At 36.9% G+C, this 17038-nt stretch carries 18 protein-coding genes and 1 other annotated feature; all 18 genes read left to right on the top strand.

All coding sequences use genetic code 11. The annotated features are described in order from the left end of the window. Positions 1-220: 220 nt before the first annotated feature. The 18 genes from ctsR (at position 221) to secE (ending at position 16946) form a co-directional block, all read left to right on the top strand. Entirely contained in the window at positions 221-682 is a 462-nt protein-coding gene (gene ctsR, locus DN394_RS20720; protein WP_001244556.1) for a transcriptional regulator CtsR, read from the top strand. 173 nt (positions 683-855) lie between these two features. Continuing rightward, positions 856-1404 carry a protein-arginine kinase activator protein McsA gene (locus DN394_RS20715; protein ID WP_097918322.1) on the top strand — a complete coding sequence of 183 codons (549 nt, stop codon included), beginning with the start codon at positions 856-858 and terminating at the stop codon, positions 1402-1404. A 4-nt stretch (positions 1405-1408) separates the two neighbouring features. After that, entirely contained in the window at positions 1409-2473 is a 1065-nt protein-coding gene (locus DN394_RS20710; protein WP_098092936.1) for a protein-arginine kinase McsB, read from the top strand. Between the two features lie 22 nt (positions 2474-2495). Next, positions 2496-4931 (top strand): ATP-dependent protease ATP-binding subunit ClpC, encoded by a 2436-nt coding sequence (clpC, locus tag DN394_RS20705; protein ID WP_000971181.1) that lies wholly within the window; start codon positions 2496-2498, stop codon positions 4929-4931. A gap of 96 nt (positions 4932-5027) precedes the next feature. Further along, on the top strand, positions 5028-6404 hold the full coding sequence (radA, locus tag DN394_RS20700) for a DNA repair protein RadA (protein ID WP_001085205.1): 1377 nt from the start codon (positions 5028-5030) through the stop codon (positions 6402-6404). Between the two features lie 3 nt (positions 6405-6407). Continuing rightward, on the top strand, positions 6408-7481 hold the full coding sequence (gene disA, locus DN394_RS20695; RefSeq protein ID WP_000392165.1) for a DNA integrity scanning diadenylate cyclase DisA: 1074 nt from the start codon (positions 6408-6410) through the stop codon (positions 7479-7481). A 160-nt stretch (positions 7482-7641) separates the two neighbouring features. Further along, positions 7642-8745 carry a PIN/TRAM domain-containing protein gene (locus DN394_RS20690; RefSeq protein ID WP_000919686.1) on the top strand — a complete coding sequence of 368 codons (1104 nt, stop codon included), beginning with the start codon at positions 7642-7644 and terminating at the stop codon, positions 8743-8745. Between the two features lie 16 nt (positions 8746-8761). Further along, positions 8762-9442, top strand: a complete 681-nt coding sequence (ispD, locus tag DN394_RS20685; RefSeq protein ID WP_097994422.1) for a 2-C-methyl-D-erythritol 4-phosphate cytidylyltransferase — start codon at positions 8762-8764, stop codon at positions 9440-9442. A gap of 115 nt (positions 9443-9557) precedes the next feature. After that, the gene (ispF, locus tag DN394_RS20680; RefSeq protein ID WP_098150255.1) at positions 9558-10034 is read left to right on the top strand and encodes a 2-C-methyl-D-erythritol 2,4-cyclodiphosphate synthase; all 477 of its coding nucleotides are present in this window, start codon (positions 9558-9560) and stop codon (positions 10032-10034) included. Positions 10035-10123: 89 nt separating this feature from the next. Further along, positions 10124-11581 (top strand): glutamate--tRNA ligase, encoded by a 1458-nt coding sequence (gltX, locus tag DN394_RS20675; RefSeq protein ID WP_000415158.1) that lies wholly within the window; start codon positions 10124-10126, stop codon positions 11579-11581. A 47-nt stretch (positions 11582-11628) separates the two neighbouring features. Next, positions 11629-11875: a binding site (T-box leader), on the top strand. A 147-nt stretch (positions 11876-12022) separates the two neighbouring features. Next, entirely contained in the window at positions 12023-12688 is a 666-nt protein-coding gene (cysE, locus tag DN394_RS20670; RefSeq protein ID WP_000476500.1) for a serine O-acetyltransferase, read from the top strand. Further along, positions 12669-14066, top strand: a complete 1398-nt coding sequence (cysS, locus tag DN394_RS20665) for a cysteine--tRNA ligase (RefSeq protein WP_097994420.1) — start codon at positions 12669-12671, stop codon at positions 14064-14066. Before cysE ends, cysS begins: the two co-directional genes overlap by 20 nt. A gap of 2 nt (positions 14067-14068) precedes the next feature. Continuing rightward, entirely contained in the window at positions 14069-14476 is a 408-nt protein-coding gene (locus DN394_RS20660) for a Mini-ribonuclease 3 (protein ID WP_000564263.1), read from the top strand. Beyond that, the gene (rlmB, locus tag DN394_RS20655; RefSeq protein WP_000093757.1) at positions 14473-15216 is read left to right on the top strand and encodes a 23S rRNA (guanosine(2251)-2'-O)-methyltransferase RlmB; all 744 of its coding nucleotides are present in this window, start codon (positions 14473-14475) and stop codon (positions 15214-15216) included. The genes DN394_RS20660 and rlmB overlap by 4 nt, the downstream gene beginning before the upstream one ends. A 3-nt stretch (positions 15217-15219) precedes the next feature. Continuing rightward, complete coding sequence (locus DN394_RS20650; RefSeq protein ID WP_000997888.1) at positions 15220-15732, top strand: NYN domain-containing protein; 513 nt, start codon at positions 15220-15222, stop codon at positions 15730-15732. A 67-nt stretch (positions 15733-15799) separates the two neighbouring features. Then, positions 15800-16459 (top strand): RNA polymerase factor sigma-70, encoded by a 660-nt coding sequence (locus DN394_RS20645; RefSeq protein WP_000387198.1) that lies wholly within the window; start codon positions 15800-15802, stop codon positions 16457-16459. Between the two features lie 128 nt (positions 16460-16587). Next, positions 16588-16734 (top strand): 50S ribosomal protein L33, encoded by a 147-nt coding sequence (gene rpmG / locus DN394_RS20640; protein ID WP_002070160.1) that lies wholly within the window; start codon positions 16588-16590, stop codon positions 16732-16734. Between the two features lie 32 nt (positions 16735-16766). Further along, positions 16767-16946 (top strand): preprotein translocase subunit SecE, encoded by a 180-nt coding sequence (gene secE, locus DN394_RS20635; protein ID WP_001241321.1) that lies wholly within the window; start codon positions 16767-16769, stop codon positions 16944-16946. Positions 16947-17038 lie beyond the last annotated feature (92 nt).

Below are 17038 nucleotides of genomic sequence, written 5' to 3'. Positions count from 1 at the left end.
GACGTCGCCAAGCAACTAAACACGAGTCAAATGACTCGTGTTTTTTCGTGTTTTCTTTTATAATCCATAGTAATTAAAAAATGTGTTTAAATAATTATTATTTTGATTAAATACAGGGGAATGTGGCTAGGATAGTGAATAAGCAAAAGAGTTGCAAATTTTATTAATACGTATATAATTAAAGTCAAAGATAGTCAAAGTCAATAAAGGTGGCGGATAAATGAGAAATATATCTGATATCATTGAGCAATATCTAAAGCAAGTTATTGACTTAAGTAATAATAATGTGATTGAAATCAAAAGAAATGAGATTGCGGATCGATTCGAGTGCGTACCATCTCAAATCAATTATGTAATCAATACCCGTTTTACGATAGAAAGAGGATTTGTAGTAGAAAGTAAACGTGGTGGAGGAGGTTACATTCGCATTATAAAAGTCAAACTGCATGACGATATAGACATGATCGATCAAATGCTTCATATGATTGATCATAGCGTTGCGCAAGGGAATGCAGAGAGTATGATTATACGTTTAATAGAAGAGGGAATCATAACAAATCGTGAAGCTAAACTTATGTTAAGTGTACTAGATCGTTCTGTATTATCAATGGATGTTCCTTCTCGAGATGAACTTAGGGCTCGAATATTATGCGCAATGTTAAGAACACTGAAATATAAATAAATATAGCTTTTGTAAAAGAATAATAACTAAGAGATAAGGCAGTTAAATATTGTAGAGGTTTTGAAAAAAGAACACGCACTTTTATTTAAACAAGTAAAGGAAAGTGAACAATCTAGTAATGTATGAAAAGTACTATCAGATAGATCGTTCCTATTGTAAAGGTGGGGATAGTGATGACTTGTCAAAACTGTAATATAAGACCAGCAACTTTACATTATACAAAAGTAATCAACGAAAAGAAGACGGAAGTTCATCTTTGTGAGCAATGTGCAGAACAAAGTGGCTATACGTCTTTCTTTCAATCACCGCAGTCTAACTTTTCATTCCATGATTTATTTGCTGGGTTATTACACGGTGAATCAACAATGTTTGAAGAAGGACAAAATGGGCTTTCGAATACAAGTATATTAAGGTGTCCAGATTGTAAGATGACGTATGAGCAATTTACAAAGGTGGGACGGTTTGGATGTGCTTCTTGTTACGATACATTTAAGGAACATTTAAAGCCATTATTAAAACGTCTGCACGGTGGACATACAGCTCATTGTGGAAAAATTCCGGAACGTATAGAAGGAAATCTTCACTTAAAGAAAGAATTAGATGAACTAAAACTCATTCTGAAACAATACGTACAGAAAGAGGAGTTTGAGAAAGCTGCTGAAGTAAGGGATAATATTCGAGGTCTTGAAAATCAGCTTAGTGAGCATAGAGAGGGGGAATAGTTCTATGTCACTGGACAAAATTATGAATGAAGCGATTAGTCCATGGATGAAGGGGGATGGCCCTGATTCTGATATTGTTTTAAGTAGTCGAATTCGTTTGGCTCGTAATTTTAAAAAATATCAATTCTCTACTATGCAAAACGAAGAAGAAGCTAGACAGATTCATGAATTATTTAAAAAGGAATTTATAAATAAAACGGTAGAACCTTTTGGAGATTTTGAACTATTAAAAATGAATGAATTAACGCCTCTTCAAAGGAGAGTATTAGTTGAAAAGCATTTAATTAGTCCTAACCTTGCAGGAACAGAATATGGAGCATGTCTATTATCAGAAAGCGAACATATTAGTGTTATGCTTAATGAAGAAGACCACATTAGGATACAGTGCTTATTTTCAGGGTTACAGTTATCAGAGGCCATTCAAAGTGCCAATCAAATAGATAATTGGATAGAGGAAGAGGTTGAATATGCTTTTGATGAATCACTTGGATATATAACGAGCTGCCCTACTAACGTTGGTACAGGATTGAGGGCTTCCGTAATGATTCACTTACCGGGACTCGTTTTAACGAAAAGAATTAGCCGCATTATACAAGTAATTCAAAAATTAGGGTTAGTAGTAAGAGGAATATACGGTGAAGGTAGCGAAGCGTTAGGTAATATATTTCAAGTGTCAAATCAAATGACGCTAGGAAAATCTGAAGAAGATATTATTGCAGATTTAAAAAGTGTCATTCAACAAATCATACAGCAAGAAAAAATGGCTAGAGAATTAATTGTACAAAATTCAAGTATTGAGCTTGAAGATAAGGTTTATCGCTCTTATGGCATACTAGCAAACAGTCGGTTAATTCAATCTGCAGAAGCGGCCACTTGCTTATCAGATGTACGACTTGGTATTGATTTAGGATATATAAAAGGTGTATCGAGAAATATTTTGACTGAGCTAATGGTTCTTACACAACCAGGCATTTTACAACAATATGCAGGCGGACCTTTAGGACCAGAAGAAAGAGATTATCGAAGAGCAACCTTAATCCGTGAGCGATTATGTATTGAAAAAAACTAAGCGCAAGTAGGAGGCGATTTCTATGATGTTTGGAAGATTTACAGAAAGAGCACAGAAAGTATTAGCTTTATCTCAAGAGGAAGCAATTCGTATTGGGCATAATAATATTGGAACAGAACACATTTTACTTGGGCTTGTACGCGAAGGGGAAGGAATTGCAGCAAAAGCGTTAATTGCTCTTGGGTTAAGTCCAGAGAAGGTTCAAAAAGAGGTAGAAGCGTTAATTGGACGCGGAACAGAAGCTTCTCAAACTGTACATTATACACCGCGTGCTAAAAAGGTTATTGAGTTGTCTATGGATGAAGCTCGTAAATTAGGTCATTCTTACGTTGGAACAGAACATATCTTACTTGGTTTAATCCGTGAAGGTGAAGGTGTAGCAGCACGTGTTTTAAATAACTTAGGCGTTAGCCTAAATAAGGCAAGACAACAAGTATTGCAACTTCTTGGAAGTAATGAAGCAAGTTCAGGTCACCAAGGTGGTTCTTCAACGAATGCAAATACACCGACACTGGATAGCTTAGCACGTGATTTAACAGTTGTTGCACGTGAAAACCGTCTAGATCCTGTTATCGGTCGTGGTAAAGAAATTCAACGTGTAATTGAAGTTTTAAGCCGTAGAACAAAAAACAATCCTGTATTAATTGGAGAACCTGGTGTAGGTAAAACGGCAATTGCAGAAGGATTAGCACAACAAATTGTAAATAATGAAGTTCCTGAAACATTAAGAGATAAGCGTGTTATGACACTAGATATGGGTACAGTTGTAGCTGGAACGAAATATCGTGGTGAATTTGAAGATCGTTTAAAGAAAGTTATGGATGAAATCCGTCAAGCTGGAAACATTATTCTATTTATTGATGAACTTCATACATTAATTGGTGCAGGTGGAGCAGAAGGTGCAATTGATGCATCGAACATTTTAAAACCATCTTTAGCACGCGGAGAGTTACAATGTATCGGGGCGACAACCTTAGATGAATATCGTAAATATATTGAAAAAGACGCGGCTTTAGAAAGACGTTTCCAACCAATTCACGTTGATGAGCCAAGTTTAGACGAATCAACTCAAATCTTGAAAGGTTTACGTGATCGTTACGAAGCGCATCACCGTGTATCTATTACAGATGATGCAATTGATGCAGCTGTAAAGCTTTCAGACCGCTATATTACAGATCGTTTCTTACCAGATAAAGCAATTGATTTAATTGATGAAGCTGCTTCAAAGGTTCGCTTACGCTCTTATACAACACCACCAAATCTAAAAGAGCTTGAAGTAAAACTTGAGGAAATTAGAAAAGAAAAAGATGCAGCTGTGCAAAGTCAAGAATTTGAAAAAGCTGCTTCCTTACGTGATATGGAACAACGCTTACGTGAAAAGTTAGAAGATACGAAGCGTCAATGGAAAGAGCAACAAGGAAAAGAAAACTCAGAAGTGACAGTAGAAGATATTGCAAATGTCGTTTCTACGTGGACTCGTATACCGGTTTCTAAACTTGCACAAACAGAGACTGATAAATTATTAAACTTAGAATCCATTCTTCACAACCGTGTTATTGGTCAAGATGAAGCGGTAGTAGCTGTAGCGAAAGCTGTTCGTCGTGCTAGAGCAGGATTGAAAGATCCGAAACGCCCGATTGGTTCATTTATTTTCTTAGGACCAACAGGTGTAGGTAAAACAGAACTAGCAAGAGCATTAGCAGAATCTATGTTCGGTGATGAGGATGCAATGATTCGCATCGATATGTCTGAGTACATGGAGAAGCATTCGACTTCTCGTTTAGTTGGATCTCCTCCAGGATATGTTGGATATGAAGAAGGTGGACAATTAACAGAAAAGGTTCGCCGTAAGCCATATTCAGTTGTCCTATTAGATGAAGTAGAGAAAGCTCATCCTGATGTGTTTAACATTTTACTACAAGTATTAGAAGATGGTCGCTTAACGGATTCTAAAGGGCGTACAGTTGATTTCCGTAATACAATTGTTATTATGACATCTAACGTTGGTGCAGATGCGTTAAAACGTAATAAACATCTTGGATTTAACGTACAAGATGAGAGCCGCGATTATTCAGATATGAAAGGTAAAGTAATGGATGAACTGAAAAAGGCATTTCGTCCAGAATTCTTAAACCGTATTGATGAAATTATCGTGTTCCATATGCTTGAGAAAAAACATATTCAAGAGATTGTAACACTTATGGTGAATCAGTTAGTGAAGCGCTTAAAAGAGCAAGAGATTGAATTGCATTTAACAGAAGGAGCGATTTCAGCCATTGCTGATAAAGGATTTGACCGAGAATATGGTGCTCGTCCGCTTCGTAGAGCAATTCAGAAACATGTAGAAGATAGACTATCGGAAGAACTTTTAAAAGGTGCTATTGAGAAAGGACAAAAAGTTATCTTTGATGTTGAAGGGGAATCATTTGTCATTCATAGTGCTGAAAAGGTAAAATAAGTATAGACAAACTAAGAGGGCTACGAGATAGCCCTCTTTCTTGTACGAGAAGGATAAACTGTTTATAGATGAAAGTGAAGTGAAATATAAAACGATATGGCTAAAAAGAAAACAAAATTCACATGTCAAGAGTGTGGTTATCAGTCACCAAAATATATGGGAAAATGCCCTGGTTGTGGTCAATGGAATACGCTTGTTGAAGAGATGGAACCGGTTGTATCATCAAGACGCCTTAATTATGCCAATGCAATTCAATCGGAAGTAACAAAACCAAGACGCCTAACAGAAGTAGAAACAAAATCTGAGGCACGTATTGAAACGAAATTTCAAGAGTTTAACCGTGTACTTGGTGGTGGGATTGTAGATGGATCCTTAGTACTTATTGGTGGAGACCCTGGGATTGGGAAATCAACATTGTTATTACAAATTTCATCGCAATTAGCAGATTCTTCATATGATGTACTATACATATCAGGTGAGGAGTCAGCAAAGCAGATTAAACTTCGTGCAGATCGTTTGCATGTAAAGGGTAGTAATCTATTTGTTGTAGCAGAAACTGATCTACAGCGAATTGCAGCGCACATTGAAGAGATGAATCCAGCCTTTGTTGTTATTGACTCTATTCAAACGATACATTTACCTGAAGTGACGTCAGCCCCAGGAAGTGTAGCGCAAGTACGTGAATGTACAGCGGAATTAATGAAACTTGCAAAAACGAAAGGAATTCCTATTTTTATCGTCGGACATGTAACAAAAGAGGGGGCAATTGCAGGACCTCGTATGTTAGAACATATGGTCGATGCAGTTCTTTACTTTGAAGGAGATCGCCATCATACATATCGTATCTTGCGAGCTGTGAAGAATCGTTTTGGTTCCACGAATGAAATGGGTATTTTTGAAATGAAAGAGCTTGGTCTTGCGGAAGTCTTAAACCCTTCTGAAATTTTTCTTGAGGAAAGACCCGTTGGAGTCGCAGGATCAACAGTAGTTGCCTCAATGGAAGGAACAAGACCGGTTTTAGTAGAAATACAAGCATTAATCTCCCCTACTAGTTTTGGAAACCCTCGAAGAATGGCGACGGGAATTGATCATAACCGTGTATCGCTTATTATGGCAGTGCTAGAAAAAAGAACAGGTTTATTATTGCAAAACCAAGACGCATATTTAAAAGTAGCAGGTGGTTTGAAATTAGATGAACCAGCAATTGATTTAGCTGTGGCTTTAAGTATTGCTTCAAGTTTTAGAGATAAATCTACGACACCAACTGATGCAGTAATAGGAGAAGTAGGATTAACTGGAGAAATAAGAAGAGTATCAAGAATTGAACAACGTGTACAAGAAGCAGCTAAATTAGGATTTCAACGTGCTATTATTCCTAGAAAAAATTTGGGGGGATGGACAATTCCGGATGGGATTGAGGTAGTAGGTGTATCTAATTTAGGGGAAGCGCTTCGTTTGACATTAGGAGGCTAGGCTATGGAAGAAAACAAGCAACGTGTCAAAAGCATGATTAATATTTTACAGCTCGTGGCCCCAGGAACACCACTGCGCGAAGGGATAGATAACGTGCTTCGCGCACAAACAGGGGGACTAATTGTTCTTGGGTATAATGAACAAATTAAAAGTATTGTTGATGGGGGATTTCACATTAATTGTGCATTCTCTCCTGCTAGTTTATACGAATTAGCAAAAATGGATGGGGCACTTATTTTAAATGAAACTGGAAGTAAAATTTTAATTGCAAATGCACAGTTAGTTCCAGAGGCATCTATTGATTCTATTGAAACAGGTATGCGCCACCGGACGGCAGAGCGTGTAGCAAAGCAGACAGGTAGTCTTGTTGTGGCTATTTCACAAAGACGTAACGTAATTACACTATATCAAGGGAATTTACGTTATACACTAAAGGATATAGGTGTTATTTTAACAAAGGCAAACCAAGCTATTCAAACGTTAGAAAAATATAAGGCTGTATGGAATGATGGTATTACGAATTTGGGCATTCTAGAATTTGAAGAAGTCGTTACAATGTCCGAGGTGGTTCATGTGTTACATAGTGTTGAAATGGTACTGCGGATTAAAAATGAAATATTGAGCTATATTCATGAGCTAGGAACGGAAGGTAGGTTAATTCGTTTACAACTTACAGAACTACTAGCTGATTTAGAGGCAGAGGCAGCGTTATTAATTAAAGATTATTATCAAGAAAAAACACAAGACCATCATCAAATTTTGAAAAAGTTACAAGATCTTGCGAATACACAACTTCTAGAGGATAGCGATTTAGTTAAATTGCTTGGCTATCCAGGACAAATGAGTTTAGAAGAAAGTGTGACGCCGAGAGGATACCGAATCACAAGCAAAATTTCGCGCGTTCCGCCACTTATCATTGAAAATTTAATTAATCGATTTAAGACTTTGCAAGGTGTTTGTCGAGCAACTATTAATGAATTGGATGATGTGGAAGGAATTGGAGAAGTCAGGGCGAAGAAAATACGAGAAGGCCTAAAAAGAATCCAAGAGCATCTCTATATGAGTAGACACAATTAAGAATATTACATTGATTCCATAATATAACGACACTAGAACATTTTTGGTATATGATATGGTATATTGGTAAATAAAACTATTTATAAAAAAACACGTCCGCTTTTGCATTCGGCGTTTTGATTAGCGAAACAATGGTTAATAATGAGTAGGAGGTGGTTCGATGTTAAAACGGATTGTACAGCTCTTCTTTCTAGTAATTGGCGGAGCGTTAGGGATTTACTTAATCCCAAAAGTTATTAATGTATTAGACATCGGTGCTGTTCCATTATTGGAAGGATCGTATGTTCGTGCAATTATTGGTGCAATTATTTTATTTTTAACAACATTTTGGCTTGTAGATTATATTGTTCAACTTATTAAGCATATTGAAGAGGCACTTGTAAAGGCGCCTGTAGCGGATGTTTTATTTGGTACATTAGGATTAATCTCTGGTCTTATTGTTGCATATTTAATTTTAATACCAATTCGTGAATTTACAATTCCAGTTATTAGTACAGTGTTGCAAGTGTTCTTTACTCTTTTACTTGGATATTTAGGATTCCAAGTAGGGTTTAAAAAGAGGAATGAATTGCTAGGATTATTTACATTACCACAACGTGGGAAGAAGAAAAATAATAATAGTGAGAATGAAGAAACTGAGGTAGAAGAATCTACAACTCATTGGAAAATTCTCGATACGAGTGTAATTATCGATGGGCGTATTGCTGATATTTGCCAAACAAAGTTTTTAGAAGGAACAATTGTGATTCCACAATTCGTGTTAGAAGAACTTCAGCACATTGCCGATTCTTCTGATGCTTTAAAGCGTAATCGTGGTCGCAGAGGATTAGATATTTTAAATCGTATTCAAAAAGAGATGCCAATTCCGGTAGAAATTTATGAAGGCGATTTCGATGATATTCAAGAAGTGGATAGCAAACTTGTAAAGTTGGCGAAAATCACTGGTGGAACGGTAGTAACGAATGATTTCAACTTAAACAAAGTTTCTGAATTACAAGGGGTAACGGTGTTAAATATTAACGATTTAGCTAATGCAATTAAACCTGTCGTACTCCCAGGTGAAGAACTGAGTGTTTATGTTGTCAAAGATGGAAAAGAACAAAATCAAGGTGTTGCATATTTAGATGATGGCACGATGATTGTAGTAGAAGATGGTAGAGAATATGTAGGTTCACAACTCAATGTGCTTGTTACTAGTGTGTTACAAACATCGGCTGGGCGTATGATTTTCGCCAAACGTAAATTATTAGAAAAAGCATTATAAGTAGAGGATTATTAATATGTATACATTAATTATTCCAGCAGCTGGTCAAGGTAAGCGGATGGGTGCTGGTAAAAACAAGTTGTTCTTACTTATTAATGAAGTACCGATTATTGTGCATACGTTACGTGCTTTTGAAAAAGATAAAGCATGCAAAAGTATTATTATGGCAATTAACGAAGAAGAACGTCCGTATTTTGAAGAATTAATGCAGGAGTATCCGATTGAAAAGCCAGTACAATTTATTCAGGGCGGAGCCGAAAGACAAGATAGTGTATATAACGCCATTCAGTATACTAGTGATGTTGAGTATGTTCTTGTACATGACGGTGCCCGTCCATTTGTAACGAATAAAGTGATTCAAGATGTATTAACTGCAGCGGAAAAATATGGAGCGTCCATTTGTGCGGTACCAGTGAAAGATACAGTTAAGAAAGTAGAGCAGGGTATCGTTGTCGAAACGGTAGAAAGATCTCAGCTTAAAGCTGTACAAACACCACAAGGGTTCGCTGTTTCTCTTTTGTTAGAAGCTCATAGAAGTGCAAAACAGGGTTGTTTCCTTGGTACAGATGATGCAAGCCTCGTAGAACGTATCGGGAAGCAAGTAGGTGTAGTAGAGGGGAGTTACTATAATATTAAAGTGACGACTCCAGAGGATTTATTAATTGCTGAAAGTTTCCTTCATGTTCAAAAGAAATGACAGTGATGATTATAGCGAAGAAAAGCTCGGCAACAGCCGGGCTTTTCTTTATAAGGATAGCGATATAATATAGAATCATAAAGCTCTGTAGTTTAGCTTGAGGAGGATGTAAAAAATGTTTCGAATTGGACAAGGTTTTGATGTGCATGAGTTTGCGGAAGGTAGACCGTTAATTATTGGTGGAATTACAATTCCTCATGAGAAAGGATTAATTGGTCATTCAGATGCAGACGTATTGTTACATACGATTGCGGATGCGTGTTTAGGTGCAATTGCAGCTGGGGATATTGGAAAGCATTTCCCTGATACAGATCCTGCCTTTAAAGATGCTGATTCAGCTGTATTGCTGCAAAAGGTTTGGGAATTTGTACGTGAACAAGGTTACGAGTTAGGGAATCTAGATTGTACAATTATTGCTCAAAAGCCAAAGATGGCACCACATATTGAAAGTATGCGTAAACGTATTTGTGAACTATTAGAAACGTCTATTGACAATATCAATGTAAAGGCAACAACAACAGAAAAATTAGGATTTACAGGTAGAGAAGAAGGAATTGCTTCTCAAGCAGTTGTTTTATTACAGAAAAAATAATGGTTTTTAATTCGTAAGATGGATAATCACATTTTTTTGGTGTACAATTATAGAATGTGTTGACATTAAGAATGGAAGGTGTACCAATTATGGAAAAGCAAGTGAGAGTGCGCTATGCGCCAAGTCCAACAGGACACTTACATATCGGAAATGCGCGTACGGCATTATTTAATTATTTATTTGCTCGTCATCAAGATGGTAAGTTTATTATTCGTATTGAAGATACTGATGTGAAACGTAATGTTGCTGGTGGAGAAGAAAGCCAATTAAAATACTTGAAATGGCTCGGTATGGACTGGGATGAAGGTGTTGATGTTGGTGGTGAATTTGGACCATATCGTCAAACAGAGCGTTTAGATATTTATAAAAAATTATATGAAGATTTATTAGAGCGCGGTTTAGCTTACAAATGTTATATGACAGAAGAAGAGCTAGAAGCAGAGCGTGAAGGGCAAATCTCTCGTGGTGAAACACCGCGTTATGCTGGAAACCACCGTGATTTAACTGAGGAGCAAATGAAGGGATTTGAGGCTGAAGGCCGCATTCCGAGTATTCGTTTCCGTGTACCGGTTGATCGCGACTACACGTTTAAAGATATCGTAAAAGATGAAGTTGCATTCCATTCAAATGATTTCGGTGATTTCGTTATCGTGAAAAAAGATGGAATTCCAACTTATAACTTTGCGGTAGCAGTAGATGATCACTTAATGGAGATTACACATGTACTTCGTGGTGATGATCATATTTCAAATACGCCAAAACAAATGATGATTTACGAAGCTTTCGGTTGGGATATTCCGCAATTTGGTCATATGACTTTAATTGTAAACGAAAGCCGTAAAAAGTTAAGTAAGCGTGATGAATCTATTATTCAATTTATTGAGCAATATAAAGAGCTTGGATATCTTCCAGAAGCAATCTTTAACTTTATTGCACTATTAGGTTGGTCGCCAGTAGGAGAAGAGGAAATCTTCTCTCAAGATGAGTTTATCAAAATGTTCGATGCAGCTCGTTTATCAAAATCGCCAGCATTATTTGATTCTCAAAAACTAAAATGGATGAACAACCAATATATGAAAAAGCAAGACTTAGATATGGTGGTAGAGTTAAGTTTACCGCATCTAGTGAAAGCTGGACGTATAGGTGAGACTTTAAGTGAACAAGAACAAGCTTGGATTCGTGATGTAATTGCGTTATATCATGAACAAATGAGTTTTGGAGCTGAAATTGTAGAGCTTTCTGAAATGTTCTTCAAAGATCATGTTGATTATGAAGAAGAAGGGCAAGAAGTATTAAAAGGTGAACAAGTACCAGAAGTACTTCGTGCATTTGCGGGTCAAGTAGAAGCACTAGAAGCGATGGAACCAGCAGCAATTAAGGCGGCTATTAAAGCAGTGCAAAAGGAAACAGGTCATAAAGGTAAAAACTTATTTATGCCAATTCGTGTTGCAACTACTGGTCAAACACATGGCCCAGAGCTTCCTAATGCTATTGCACTTCTTGGAAAAGAAAAAGTTTTAAATCGTCTTCAAAAAGTAATTGGTTAACATTTTCTAGATTTAGAAATATAATAAGTATACTTAAAACCTAATAAGGAAAAGCGACGAGAAGGAGAAGTAGAAAATCAGGCTTTTTACAGAGAGAACCACCTTTAGGCTGGAAGTGGTTTATAAGTGGATTTTTGAAATGCCCCTTCGAGTCTTCTGCTGAACAGCGAATTGTTTTGTGAAACGTCTTAGGGCGTAAAGTAAGCAGAAGCGGTGTACACCGTTATCATAGATGAGTTTGAGGCTTTTTTTAGCCTAAACAGAGTGGAACCGCGCTTATAAGGCGTCTCTGTCAATATGACAGAGGCGTCTTTTTTTATACCGTAAAAGTGGATATGAGTATAAGTTTTATCCCTGTGTATAAAGATTTAGGGGGATAAGTAGGGAGTAAAGGGAGTTAGTTCACTCGAAAAAGCAGCCCATAAAGGGGAGGGAACATCGATGTTTAAGAGGCTTCGGGAAGATATTGAAGTCGTTTTTGAACAGGATCCAGCGGCAAGAAGTTATTTCGAAGTCATTTTGACTTACTCTGGATTACATGCAGTTTGGGCCCATCGAATTGCACATGCTTTTTATAAAAAGAATTTCTTTTTTATTGCACGTTGGATCTCACAAGTTAGTCGTTTCTTTACTGGTATTGAGATTCACCCAGGAGCAACAATTGGTCGTCGTTTTTTCATAGACCATGGAATGGGGGTTGTAATTGGAGAAACGTGCGAAATTGGTGATAATGTAACGATCTATCAAGGTGTTACATTAGGTGGTACGGGTAAAGAAAAGGGGAAGAGGCATCCTACAATTCAGGATAATGTATTAATTGCAACAGGTGCTAAAGTACTAGGTTCTATTACAGTTGGAGAGAATTCTAAAATTGGAGCAGGGTCTGTCGTATTAAAAGAAGTGCCTGCACATTCTACAGTTGTAGGTATACCTGGCCGAGTCGTTATTCAAAATGGAGTAAAGATCGGTCAAGAATTAAATCATTCTGACCTTCCAGACCCAATTTTTGATAAGTTAAAGGTCATGGAAGTAGAACTTGATAAATTGAAAAAACAACTTGAAGTAAAGGTAGAAAGGAAGGATAAAAATGACTATTCACATTTATAATACGTTAACGCGTCAAAAGGAAGAGTTTACTCCATTAGAAGAAAATAAGGTAAAGATGTATGTGTGTGGACCTACAGTTTATAACTATATTCACATTGGGAATGCAAGACCACCTATGGTATTTGATACGGTACGCCGTTATTTAGAATATAAAGGGTATGATGTGCAGTATGTATCTAACTTTACTGACGTAGATGATAAATTAATTAAAGCAGCAAATGAATTAGGTGAAGATGTGCCGACAATTGCTGACCGTTTCGTTGAAGCGTATTTTGAAGATGTAACGGCACTAGGTTGCAAACATGCAACAGTTCATCCGCGTGTAACGGAAAATATGGATATCATTATTGAATTTATTCAAGAACTTGTGAATAAAGGATATGCATATGAATCAGAAGGTGATGTGTACTTTAGAACGAAGGAATTTGAAGGATACGGTAAATTATCGCATCAACCAATCGCCGACTTACGTCACGGTGCGCGCATTGAAGTAGGAGAAAAGAAACAAGACCCTCTTGATTTTGCTTTATGGAAAGCTGCGAAAGAAGGAGAAATCTTCTGGGAAAGCCCTTGGGGGAAAGGTCGTCCAGGCTGGCATATTGAATGCTCAGCAATGGCGCGTAAATACTTAGGAGATACAATCGATATTCATGCTGGTGGTCAAGACTTGGCATTTCCTCATCATGAGAATGAAATTGCGCAGTCTGAGGCATTAACAGGAAAAACATTTGCACGTTATTGGATGCACAATGGATATATTAATATTAATAATGAGAAGATGTCTAAGTCACTGGGGAACTTCATTTTAGTTCACGATATCATTAAGCAATATGATCCACAGCTAATTAGATTCTTTATGCTATCGGTACATTACCGTCACCCAATTAATTTCAGTGAAGATTTACTACAAAGCACAAATAATGGACTGGAAAGAATTAAAACGGCTTACGGTAATTTAAAACACCGTATGGAAAGTAGTACTGATTTAACAGATCATAATGAGAAATGGTTAGCGGAACTGGAAAAATTCCAGACTGCATTTGAAGAAGCAATGAATGATGACTTCAACACTGCTAATGCAATCACTGAGTTATATAATGTAGCAAATCATGCAAATCAATATTTACTGGAAGAACATACGTCTACAGTGGTAATTGAAGCATACGTAAAACAACTTGAAACATTATTTGATATTTTAGGGTTAGAATTAGCGCAAGAAGAGTTGCTTGATGAAGAAATTGAGGTACTTATTCAAAAGCGCATTGAAGCTCGTAAAAATCGTGATTTTACGTTATCGGATCAAATTCGCGATGATTTAAAAGACCGTAATATTATTTTAGAAGATACCGCTCAAGGTACAAGATGGAAAAGAGGATAAGAATGATTGATGCAAAGCAATTAAACAGCTTAGCGTTAGCATATATGGGTGATGCGGTATACGAACAATATATCCGCTATCACCTACTTCAAAAAGGGAAAGTTCGTCCTAATCAATTGCATCGATTAGGGACAAGCTTTGTTTCGGCAAAAGCACAGGCGAAAGTTGTTTATCATTTATTAGAGACAGCATTTTTAACAGAGGAAGAAGAGGCGGTACTAAGAAGAGGGCGTAATGCAAATTCAGGTACTGTCCCGAAAAATACTGATGTACAAACATATCGATATAGTACAGCCTTTGAAGCACTAATTGGCTATCATCACTTATTAAATAATCGTGAAAGATTAGACGAAATTGTATATAAGGCAATTGCTGTTTTAGAAGAAAAGGAAGGGGGCACATCATCATGAGTAGTGAATATATTATCGGACGTAACCCTGTAATTGAAGCGTTACGCTCAGGAAGAGATATTAATAAAATTTGGATCGCGGAAGGTGCTGCCAAAGGACAGATACAAATTGTACTAGCACTAGCGAAAGAAAATAAGATTATTTTACAACATGCACCAAAGAAGAAGTTAGATCAATTAGTTGAGGGGAACCATCAAGGTGTAATTGCTCAAGTGGCTGCATATCAATATGCTGAGCTAGAAGATCTATTTAAAGTGGCAGAGAAGCGTAACGAAGATCCGTTCTTCTTAATTTTAGATGAAATTGAAGACCCGCATAACCTAGGTTCTATTATGCGTACTGCGGATGCAACAGGAGCTCATGGAATTATTATTCCGAAAAGAAGAGCTGTGGGACTTACTGCATCAGTTGCGAAAGCATCGACTGGAGCAATTGAATATATTCCTGTTGCACGTGTAACGAATTTATCTCGTACAATCGATGAATTAAAAGAACGTGGACTTTGGATTGCTGGTACAGATGCAAAAGGGAAAACGGATTACCGTAATTTAGATGGTAAAATGCCAATTGGATTAGTAATTGGAAGTGAAGGAAAAGGTATGAGTCGTATTATTGGTGAAAAATGTGATTTCTTAATTACTTTACCGATGGTCGGTAAAGTTACATCCTTAAATGCTTCAGTAGCCGCAAGTTTGTTAATGTATGAGGTATATCGTAAGCGTCACGAAATTGGTAAATAAAAAATGAACGATATTTTAATCGTTGACGGTTACAACATTATCGGAGCTTGGGGAGACTTGAAGAAACTACGGGATGTAGATTTGCAATCATCAAGAGATGCACTGATTGATAAGATGGCGGATTACCAAGGATACACAGGTACAAAGGTAATGATAGTCTTTGATGCTTATACAGTCCAAGGTATTGAAAAAAAGATGAAACAATCGCGTGTGGAAGTCATATTCACGAGGAAGAATCAAACTGCAGATGAAAAGATAGAGCAGCTTGCGATTGAGCTTAGAAATATAAATACGCAAATATATGTTGCGACTTCTGATTATACGGAACAATGGGTTATATTTGCGCAAGGTGCTCTTCGGAAATCTGCACGTGAATTAGAGTTGGAAGTACAAGCGATGGAGCAACAAGTAAGAAGGCGTACACAAGACACAAAAGAAAAGCAACCCGCCATGCGAAAGATATTTAGTAAAGATATTACAGAAAAATTAGAAAAATTAAGAAGAGGAGAGCGTTGAAGCATTGACGCTCTTTATCTTTTTACTGTATAATATTGCTAAATAAATAGCGGTCGGAGGGATCAAGGTGGAAGCAGGCTTCGTAAGTGTAGGCGACGTTACATTTCGTGATTTAGAGGATGAGGCAATCGTTGAGTTAGTTCGAAAAGGTAATACTGACGCTCTAGAATATTTGATTCACAAATATAAGAACTTTGTTCGCGCGAAATCAAGATCTTATTTCTTAGTGGGTGCCGATCGAGAAGATATTGTTCAAGAAGGTATGATTGGATTGTTTAAAGCGATTCGTGATTATAAAGAGGACAAGCTGTCTTCATTCAAAGCATTTGCTGAACTGTGTATCACTCGGCAAATTATTACCGCTATTAAAACAGCAACAAGGCAAAAACATATTCCGTTAAATTCATATGTGTCTTTAGATAAGCCGATTTATGATGAGGAATCTGATCGGACATTATTAGATGTTATTTCGGAAGCGAAGGTAACGGATCCTGAAGAAATGATTATAAGTCAGGAAGAATATACAGACATAGAATCTAAAATATCTGAATTATTAAGCGATTTAGAAAGAAAAGTGCTTTCTTTATATCTGGATGGTCGTTCTTATCAAGAGATTTCGGAACAGTTAAATAGACATGTGAAATCTATTGATAACGCTTTACAGAGGGTGAAGCGGAAATTGGAACGATATATGGAAATGAGAGAGAGTACCACTTTAAATTCATAACAAATGCTACAGGTGTAAAAAATCACCTGTTTTCTTTTTGTAGAGAGTGCAAAAGGCATGTCATTGACATTGTCTTTTGTTGTATGATACATTTTTAGGGACATAATGTTACAAGGTTGGTGTAACTAATGAGGAAAAAAGTTGTACTCTCATGTGAAGAGTGTAAAAATCGAAACTACTCTACGATGAAAGATACGAGCTCAGTAGAGCGACTTGAAATAAAGAAGTTTTGTAAAACATGCAATCAGCATACAGTTCACAAGGAAACAAAATAAATAATTGAAATAATACACTGGAGGTCCCGTAGATGCGTTTAACGAACTTTTTCGGCGATGTAGGTCGCGAAATGAAAAAAGTAAGTTGGCCTAAAAAAGATGAATTACTCCGTTCAACAGCGACTGTTATCGCTACAGTTGTCTTCTTTGCGATTTTCTTCGCAGTGGTTGATATGGGCATTTCTTCTTTAATTCGGTTAATTCTTGGTTAATTCTTGAATAAGAAGCACTTATCCATGATATAATGTTATTTATAAGAACTGTGTAAAAGCCCGGTGAACGGGTTTTTTCATTTGCGCAAAAA

The sequence above is a fragment of the Bacillus sp. BB081 genome (assembly GCF_008368895.1).
Classification (GTDB): domain Bacteria; phylum Bacillota; class Bacilli; order Bacillales; family Bacillaceae_G; genus Bacillus_A; species Bacillus_A wiedmannii.
The sequence above is the reverse complement of the archived record's forward strand: the minus strand, read 5'-3'. Positions and strand labels throughout refer to the sequence as shown.